Source organism: Klenkia terrae (assembly GCF_900491935.1).
GTDB classification, from domain to species: domain Bacteria; phylum Actinomycetota; class Actinomycetes; order Mycobacteriales; family Geodermatophilaceae; genus Klenkia; species Klenkia terrae.
The window spans coordinates 3,100-10,781 of sequence record NZ_UEXK01000009.1 but is presented as its reverse complement, the minus strand read 5'-3'; the positions used below and the strand labels follow the sequence as shown (position 1 = coordinate 10,781).

General features: G+C 74.7%; 8 protein-coding genes. 3 read left to right on the top strand and 5 right to left on the bottom strand.

Annotated features, from left to right (window positions below; genetic code table 11):
• On the bottom strand, positions 1 to 582 hold a 582-nt coding region (locus LFA75_RS23595), incomplete at its 3' end, for an alcohol dehydrogenase catalytic domain-containing protein (protein WP_225236155.1).
• Positions 583 to 674: 92 nt separating this feature from the next.
• On the opposite strand from LFA75_RS23595, the gene LFA75_RS23590 reads away from it, so the two are divergent.
• Positions 675 to 1,265 carry a TetR/AcrR family transcriptional regulator gene (locus tag LFA75_RS23590; protein ID WP_225236154.1) on the top strand — a complete coding sequence of 197 codons (591 nt, stop codon included), beginning with the start codon at positions 675 to 677 and terminating at the stop codon, positions 1,263 to 1,265.
• A gap of 8 nt (positions 1,266 to 1,273) precedes the next feature.
• On the opposite strand, the gene LFA75_RS23585 is transcribed toward LFA75_RS23590, so the two are convergent.
• Complete coding sequence (locus LFA75_RS23585) at positions 1,274 to 1,804, bottom strand: FKBP-type peptidyl-prolyl cis-trans isomerase (RefSeq protein WP_225236153.1); 531 nt, start codon at positions 1,802 to 1,804, stop codon at positions 1,274 to 1,276.
• A 172-nt stretch (positions 1,805 to 1,976) separates the two neighbouring features.
• Between LFA75_RS23585 and LFA75_RS23580 the strand changes: the two genes are divergently transcribed.
• Positions 1,977 to 3,173 (top strand): MFS transporter, encoded by a 1,197-nt coding sequence (locus LFA75_RS23580; RefSeq protein ID WP_225236152.1) that lies wholly within the window; start codon positions 1,977 to 1,979, stop codon positions 3,171 to 3,173.
• On the opposite strand, the gene LFA75_RS23575 is transcribed toward LFA75_RS23580, so the two are convergent.
• From LFA75_RS23575 to cobK, 3 genes are all read right to left on the bottom strand, one after another.
• Positions 3,160 to 3,750, bottom strand: coding sequence for a PilZ domain-containing protein (locus LFA75_RS23575; protein ID WP_225236151.1), 591 nt, complete (start codon positions 3,748 to 3,750; stop codon positions 3,160 to 3,162). The two genes, LFA75_RS23580 and LFA75_RS23575, sit on opposite strands and share 14 nt — an antisense overlap.
• Before the next feature lie 111 nt (positions 3,751 to 3,861).
• Positions 3,862 to 4,512 carry an HAD hydrolase-like protein gene (locus tag LFA75_RS23570; protein WP_225236150.1) on the bottom strand — a complete coding sequence of 217 codons (651 nt, stop codon included), beginning with the start codon at positions 4,510 to 4,512 and terminating at the stop codon, positions 3,862 to 3,864.
• A complete protein-coding gene (gene cobK / locus LFA75_RS23565; protein WP_225236149.1) occupies positions 4,500 to 5,189 on the bottom strand; it encodes a precorrin-6A reductase in 690 nt (229 codons plus the stop codon). The genes LFA75_RS23570 and cobK overlap by 13 nt, the downstream gene beginning before the upstream one ends.
• Here cobK and LFA75_RS23560 point away from each other — a divergent pair.
• The gene (locus LFA75_RS23560; RefSeq protein WP_225236148.1) at positions 5,175 to 7,619 is read left to right on the top strand and encodes a penicillin-binding protein; all 2,445 of its coding nucleotides are present in this window, start codon (positions 5,175 to 5,177) and stop codon (positions 7,617 to 7,619) included. The two genes, cobK and LFA75_RS23560, sit on opposite strands and share 15 nt — an antisense overlap.
• Positions 7,620 to 7,682 lie beyond the last annotated feature (63 nt).

Here is a 7,682-nt window from a genome sequence, read left to right as displayed (position 1 = left end):
GCCGACGCTCGCCGCGAGGGGCCCCCGCCCGCCCGGCCCGACGCGGGCCACCGGGGTGCGGGGGCCGACCCCGGCGGACCGCAGGGGCTCCCACACGGTGGCGCCGGCGCACAGCAGCGGGGCCGCCGCCGCGGGGTCCAGCCCGGCGGGCAGCGGGTGCACGAAGGACTCCCGGATGACGACCTCGCCGGCCCACAGCCCCAGCGTCGGGGTGCCGTCGACCCGGTCGACGCCCCCGTAGGTGAGGGTGGGGAACTCCGTGCACCAGTTCTGCTGGCCGGCGAGGCACGACGGGCACTCCCCGCACGAGTCCACGATGTTGCCCACGGCGACGACGTCCCCGACGGCGTGCTCGGTGACCGCCGCGCCCACGGCGAGGACGGTGCCGGTGGCCTCGTGCCCGGGCACCAGCAGCGGGCCGCCGGCCTCCCGGCCGCGGAGCGCGTGCAGGTCGGTGTGGCAGACCCCGCACCAGTCCACCCGGACGGCCACGTCGTCCGGGCGGAGCTCGCGGCGGGTGATCGGCCGGGGGGCGACGACGGTGTCGGTGCCGTCGACGGCGAGGGCGGTGGTGGGGCGCACGGGGTCCTCCTCAGGGCCAGACAGACCGTTCGGTCTGTTCTCTCCCGAGACCGTACACGGAACAGACCAACCGGTCTGTCTATCCTGGGGCGGTGACCGTCGACCTGGAGCTGACAGCCCGCGGCGAGGCCACCCGGCAGCGCATCGTGGCCGCGGCGACCGCCGAGTTCGCCGAGCACGGCATCGCCGGCGCCCGGGTCGAGCGGATCGTGGCGCAGGCCCGCACCAACAAGGCCCAGCTCTACGGCTACTTCGGCGGCAAGGACCAGCTCTTCGACGCCATCTTCGCGGCCTCGCTGGACCGGATCACCGACGTGGTGCCGATCGACGGCGACGACCTGGCCGGCTGGGCCGTCCGGCTCTACGACGAGTACCTCGCGCGACCGGACCTCATCCGGCTGGCCACCTGGCACCGCCTGGAGCGCAAGCCGGGCGGCCACCTGACCGAGCACACCGGCCGGCTCGAGCCCGCCAAGCTCGGCGCGATCGCCACCGCCCAGGCGGCCGGGCGGGTGGTGCCCGGCGACCCGCACGACCTGATGGCGCTGGTCATCGGGATGTCGATGGCCTGGTCACCGGTCAGCAACGTCTACGCCGCGACCGTCGACGAGGACCAGGCCGTGCACGACCGGCGGCGGGAACTGCTGCGGCGCACGGTCGCCGCCGCCGTCACACCGGCCTGAGCGGGGCGTCAGCCCACCGACACCGAGACCATGTCGACGACGAAGACCAGCGTCGCGCCGCCCGGGATCGGCCCCTGACCGGCGGCGCCGTAGCCCAGGTCGCTGGGGATGGTGATGATCCGTCGGCCGCCCTCGGCCATGCCGACCACACCGGAACCGAAGCCCTCGATGACCCCGGGCGCCCCGGCGGTGAACGGCAGCGCCTGCTGGCCGCGGCTCCAGGAGGAGTCGAACTCCTCGCCGGTGCCGTAGAACGCGCCGAGGTACTGCACCTCGACGGCCGAGCCGGCCGCCACCACCGTGCCGTCGCCGACCACGACGTCGGCCACCACCAGCCCGCACGGCGGCGGGGCGTCGTCCGCGGGCACCTCGGGCTTCTCGGCCAGGTCGGTCGACACCGAGGACGGCGGCTGCGCGGTCGGCTCGGCGCTCACGCAGGTCGGCGTGGGGTCGGCCGAGGCCTCGCCGTCGTCGGAGCCGCAGCCGGCCAGCAGCACGGCGACGACGGGCAGGGCGAGCAGGGCGGAGCGGCGGTTCACGGGGGCCTCTCGGCGGGGGGGGGGGGGGCGGGGGCGGGGGGGGCCCCGGGCTCCCGGGAGACCCGTCTCTTTTTCACATCTCCCCGCCCCCCCGACCCCGGAGGGGATCGTATGCCCGCTTTTTCTTTTGAAAAAAAAAAGAAAGAAGTAGGGTGGGGGGCTTGGTGGCTGAGTGCGCACACTCTCCCGGACCGCGGCGTTCTGGTCGGTGGCGGTGCTGCTGGTCCTGGTGCTCGCGGCCTCCGGCGTCCCGTCCCCGCTGTACCGCGTCTACGCCGAGGAGTTCGGGTTCGGCACCGGCACCTTGACGCTGGTCTTCGCCGTCTACGCGTTCGCCCTGCTGGCGGCGCTGCTCACCGTCGGGGCGCTCAGCGACCACGTCGGACGACGTCCGGTGCTGGCCGTGGCCCTGCTGGTCGAAGCGGTGGCCATGGGGTTGTTCTTCGTGGCCGACGGGGTGTGGTGGCTGCTGGCCGCCCGGGTGGTGCAGGGCCTGGCCACCGGCGCGATGACCGGGGCGTTCGGCGCGGCCCTGCTGGACCTGCAGCGCCGGGACCGCCCGCTGGGCCCGCTGATCAACTCGGCCTCCCCCGGGCTGGGCCTGTCGCTGGGCGCCCTGGGTGCGGCCATCGCCGTCCAGGTGCTGGTCGACCCGGGCGAGTGGGTGTTCGGCGTCCTCGGTGCCCTGTTCGTGGTGGCCGCCGTCCTCGTGTGGCTGGGGCTGCCGGAGTCCTCGCCACGGGTGCCCGGGGCGCTGGCCTCGCTGCGGCCCAGCGTGCACGTGCCGCGGACCAGCCGGCGCGCCTTCGTCGTCGTCCTGCCCTGCCTGGCCGCCACCTGGGCGCTGGGCGGGCTGTACGCCTCGCTCGGGCCCTCGCTGGTCGCCGGCGTCTACGGCGTGGAGAACCACGTGGCGGGCGGGTTGCTGATCCTGGCGCTCAACGGCACCGGCATCCTCGGCTCGCTGGCCACCCGCGGGCTCGCGCCGTCCACCGGGATGGTCACCGGCGCGCTGGTGTTCGTCGTCGGCGTCCTGGGCACCATCGGCGCCCTCGCCGCCGCCTCGCTGACCGCGTTCTACGTCGCCGCCGTCGTCTCCGGGTTCGGGTTCGGCGCGGCGTTCCTCGGCGCGATGGCCACCGTCACCCAGGGGGTCGACGCCGGCGAGCGCGCCGGGCTGCTGTCGGCGGTGTTCACCGTCAGCTACCTGGCGTTCAGCCTGCCGGCGATCGCGGCGGGGCTGGCGATCGGCCCGCTCGGGCTGACCACGACCGCCGAGGTCTACGGCGCGGTGGTGGTCGCGCTGGCGCTCACCGCGGTGGCCGGCCTGGTGCGCGACCGCCGGCCGGTGCCGGTCACAGGAGGCTGAGCCGCCGCTGCTCGCGGAGGGCGGCGAACACGTGGGACCGCAGCAGGTCGGCCATGCTCTCGGCCAGGTCGGTGAAGGCCACCGCCACGTCCCAGCCGTCCTCGTCGCCGATCACGGTCTGCCAACGGCCCGGCAGCGGGAACACCGCACCGCGCAGGAGCAGGCCGACGTCGACGGGCGCGCCCTCGGACGGCGCGGTCGAGGTCGCCTCCAGCCGGCCGCGCATGCCGTTCTCGCTGAGGTCGGTGGTGCGCCCGCGGAAGACCGCACCCGACCCGCGCTCGGTGACCTGGAACCGGAGCCGCAGCGGTGCCCGGACGGCGTCCCGGCGGTTGCCCGGCTCGGTCGTGCCGATCGGCAGCACTTGCCAGCGCACCCCGGTCCGGACCGGCCAGCGCAGCGCCACCCGGGCCAGCACGGTGTGCACCCCCTCGGAGGTGCTCCAGTACAGCCGGAGCGGCTCGGGCACGGCCGGGTCGACCGGCAGGTCGAGGACGACGCTGCCCGCGCGCAGCTGCACGACCTGGGCGGTCACCACCTCGGCGCCCGCGACCACGTCGACGAGTGCACCCGGCACCGGTAGCTCCACGCTCCACCTCCCCTGCGAGGACCGTGTGTCCTGTCGGAGAGGTGATCGGCCGCGGACGGCCCGGCGCGCAGTCCCCGGGCGGGTGATCACCCGCCCGGGTCAGAGCCGGACGACGTCCAGCGCGCCCAGCACCTGCGCCGGGGTGTCCACGACGACCGCGGCGCCCGCCTGCGCCAGCTCGCCGGGACGGGCCGGCCCCCAGCCCGCCCCGATGCAGGGCAGCCCGTGCACCCGCGCGCCGACGACGTCCTGGGCCCGGTCGCCGACCAGCACCGGCTGCGTCCCGTCGGGGTGCTCGGCCAGCGCCAGGGCCACCACCTGGTGCTTGTGCCGGACCCGGCCGTCCAGGGTGGCGCCGTGCACGCTGTGGAAGGCGTCGAGCAGCCCGACGTGGTCCAGGATCCGGCGGGCGAACTCCGCGGGCTTGGAGGTGGCGACGGCCAGCAGCTCGCCGCGGCCGCGGAGCCCGGCGAGCAGCTCGGCCACCCCGGGGTAGACGGGGGCGTCGAACATCGCCCCGGCCGTGTAGTGCGCCCGGTAGGCCAGCACGGCGCGCTCGACGTCGGCGTCCGGCACGCCCAGGACAGCGGCGAACCCGTCCTGCAGCGGCGGGCCGACCATGGCGGTGAGCTGGTCGGCGGTCGGCTCGGGCAGGCCCAGCTCGGCGGCGGCCACCCGCACGGCGGCGTTGATGCCCGGGCTGGAGTCGACCAGCGTCCCGTCCAGGTCGAACAGCGTCAGCGCAGCCACGCCAGGGCCTCCTCGACGGTCGGGACGACGGCCACCCCGGCGGGCAGCGGCGGGCGCCGGACCAGCACCACCGGGATGCCCAGCTCCCGCGCGGCGACCAGCTTGGCGGTGGTCATGGGGCCTCCCGAGTCCTTGGTGACGACGACGTCCACGGCGTGCTCGCGCATCAGCGCCAACTCGTCGGCCACGCTGAACGGCCCGCGGGCCAGCACCAGCACCGCACCCGCCGGCAGCGGGTCGGTGGGCGGGTCGACGCAGCGCACCAGCACCCGGCCCGGCAGCCCGGCGAACGCACCGACGCCCTGCCGGCCGGTGGTCAGGAACGCCGTGCCGCGGACCACGGTGGCCGCCTGCGCCAGGTCGTCCACCCACCGCCAGTCGTCGCCGGGGCCCGCCGTCCAGCCCGGGCGCTGCAGCCGCAGCAGCCGGGTGCCGGTGGCCGAGCAGGCAGCCGCGGCGTTCGCGGTGATGCCGGCGGCGAACGGGTGCGTGGCGTCGACGACGGCGGTCGGGGCGTGCTCGGCCAGCCAGGCGCTGAGCCCGGGCACCGGCTGCGTCAGATGTGTAGAAGCGACAGGGGTGGGGCGGGGCACCCGCGCCCGCCCGGTGATTCCTGCTCGACACGCCCGTCCGGGTGGATCCGGCAGGTACCTTGGCCTGCGATGTCCGAGACCCATGCCGTGTCCAAGATCGGCGCGCTGTTCAAGCTCGTCGCCACCGTCGTCGTGGCCGGAGCGCTCGTCGCCGGGATGATGCTGCCCTTCGTCGGGGGCACCGGGCTCGTGGCCCGGAACTCCGCCTCGTTGCTGGACGCGCTGCCGGTCGAGCTGACCGACCAGACGCCGAACGGCAACACGGTGGTCAAGGCCGCCGACGGCACGGTGATCACGAACTTCTACGAGCACAACCGCACGCCGGTGGCCGCGGACCAGATCTCCGACGTCATGAAGCAGGCGATCGTCGACATCGAGGACAGCCGCTTCTACGACCACAACGGCCTCGACGTCCAGGGCACCCTGCGTGCGCTGGCCGCGAACATCGCCGCCGGCGGAGTGGCCGAGGGCGGTTCGACGCTCACCCAGCAGCTGGTCAAGCAGACCCTGCTGCAGACCGCGGACACCCCGGAGGAGGCCGCGGCCGCCGACGAGCAGACCGTCGGCCGCAAGCTGCGCGAGGCGCGGTTGGCCCTCGCCCTGGAGGAGACCTACTCCAAGGACGAGATCCTCACCCGCTACCTGAACATCGCCTACTTCGGCGCCGGCGCCTACGGCATCCAGGCCGCCGCCCAGCGGTACTTCTCGGTGAACGCGATCGACCTCACCCTGCCGCAGGCCTCGGTGCTCGCCGGCCTGGTGCAGAGCCCGACCAACGACGACCCCTTGGCTCAGCCGGAGAACGCGCAGGCCCGCCGGGACGTCGTGCTCAACCGGATGCGCGACCTGGGCCACATCACCGACCAGGAGCTGGCCGACACCACCGCCCAGCCCGTCGTGACCGCCGAGGGGCAGCCGCCGGCCCGCAACTGCGTCGGGGCCTCGATCGGCGGGTTCTTCTGCTCCTACCTGCAGTCCTACCTGACCGGCACGCTGGGCATGACCCAGCAGCAGATCGACAACGGTGGCCTGACGATCCAGACCACGCTGCGCCCGGACATGCAGGCCGCCGGCGACCAGGCCGTGCTCAACACCCTGCCCATGGGTGACTCGCTGGCCGGGATCTACACCGCGGTCCAGCCCGGTACCGGGCACGTGCTGGCGATGAGCGTCAACCGGCAGTTCTGCTCCGACGCCGCCAACCCGGCGTGCGAGTCGGTCGTGCTCAACACCGCGTCCAGCCAGGGCTCGGGCTCGACGTACAAGGTCTTCACCGCGGTCGCCGCGCTGGAGCAGGGCTTCTCGCAGTACTACACGCTCACCACGCCCAATCCGTACGTGTCGCGGGTCTACCGGGGCGAGTGCCGCGGGGTGAACTCCAACGGGTACTACTGCGTGCGCAACGTGGGCAACAACTACCCGCCGACCCTGGACATGGACGGCGCCCTGGTCCGGTCCTCCAACACCTACTTCCTGGCCCTCGAGGACGCCCTGGGCAGCGTGGAGGCCCCGGTCCGGGTCGCCCAGCGCATGGGGCTCAGCTCCATCGACGCCACCGCCGACCAGATCGTCGAGGAGAACCGTGGGTCGTTCACCCTGGGCGCCGAGGCCACCAGCCCGCTGGCCCTGGCCAGTGCGTACTCCACGCTGGCGGCCAGCGGGACGCAGTGCGACCCCACGCCGGTCACCGCCATCACCGACCGCGCCGGTGCTCCGGCCACCCTCCCCGACGGCACGCCGATCAACACCGGCAACTCCTGCAACCCGGAGGCGATCCCGGCCGGGGTGGCGAACACGATGAACCAGATCCTCATCGGCGACGTGCAGAGCTCGATCGGCACCGGCACCCGGGCCAACGTCCCGGGCCACCAGATCGCCGGCAAGACCGGGACGTCGCAGAGCAACTACTCGGCCGCGTTCGTCGGCTACACCCCGGAGTACACCGCCAGCGTGATGGTGCTCAACCCGAAGGAGAACGAGGACGTCGGCGGGTTCGGCGGCGGCAAGCCGGCGACCATCTGGAACGACGCGATGGAGCCCATCCTGAACGCCCAGCAGACGGCCCCCTTCCCGCCGGCCGACGCCGCGGTGCAGAACGGGAACACCCGCGCGGTGCCCGGCTGCAGCTCGGTGAGCGACTGCCAGTCGGCCATCACGGGCGCCGGGCTGCGCTACGCCGGGCAGACCAGCGTGGACTCCAGCGAGCCGGCCGGCACCGTCGTGGGCACCAACCCCGGCGCCGGCAGCCGGGTGCAGGAGGGCGGCGCGGTGTCGGGCCAGGTCAGCAACGGCTCCGGCTACAGCGCCCCGGCCCCCGCGCCCGCCCGCCGGGGCCGCGGGGGCGCCCGCCGCCGCCCCCCCCCGCGGCGCGCTCCCCGCCCGGCTGACCCGGCGGGGGGGGCCCGGGGGGGCGCAGACGGCCCCCCCGCCCCCCCCCTCCCCCCCCCCCCCCGCCACGACCGCCACGACGGCCGCGTCCCCGCACCCGGGGGACGCGGCCGTCGTGCGTCGTGAGGCAGGTCTCCGGGCAATGAGGTTGCAGACAACAACCATCGGTGTGAACATGGTTGGAGCAAG

Bases quoted from the DNA above. Each gene is read 5' to 3' on its own strand.
- LFA75_RS23560 (WP_225236148.1), top strand. From the start codon at position 5,175: ATGTCCGAGACCCATGCCGTGTCCAAGATCGGCGCGCTGTTCAAGCTC.
- cobK (WP_225236149.1), bottom strand. From the start codon at position 5,189: ATGGGTCTCGGACATCGCAGGCCAAGGTACCTGCCGGATCCACCCGGA.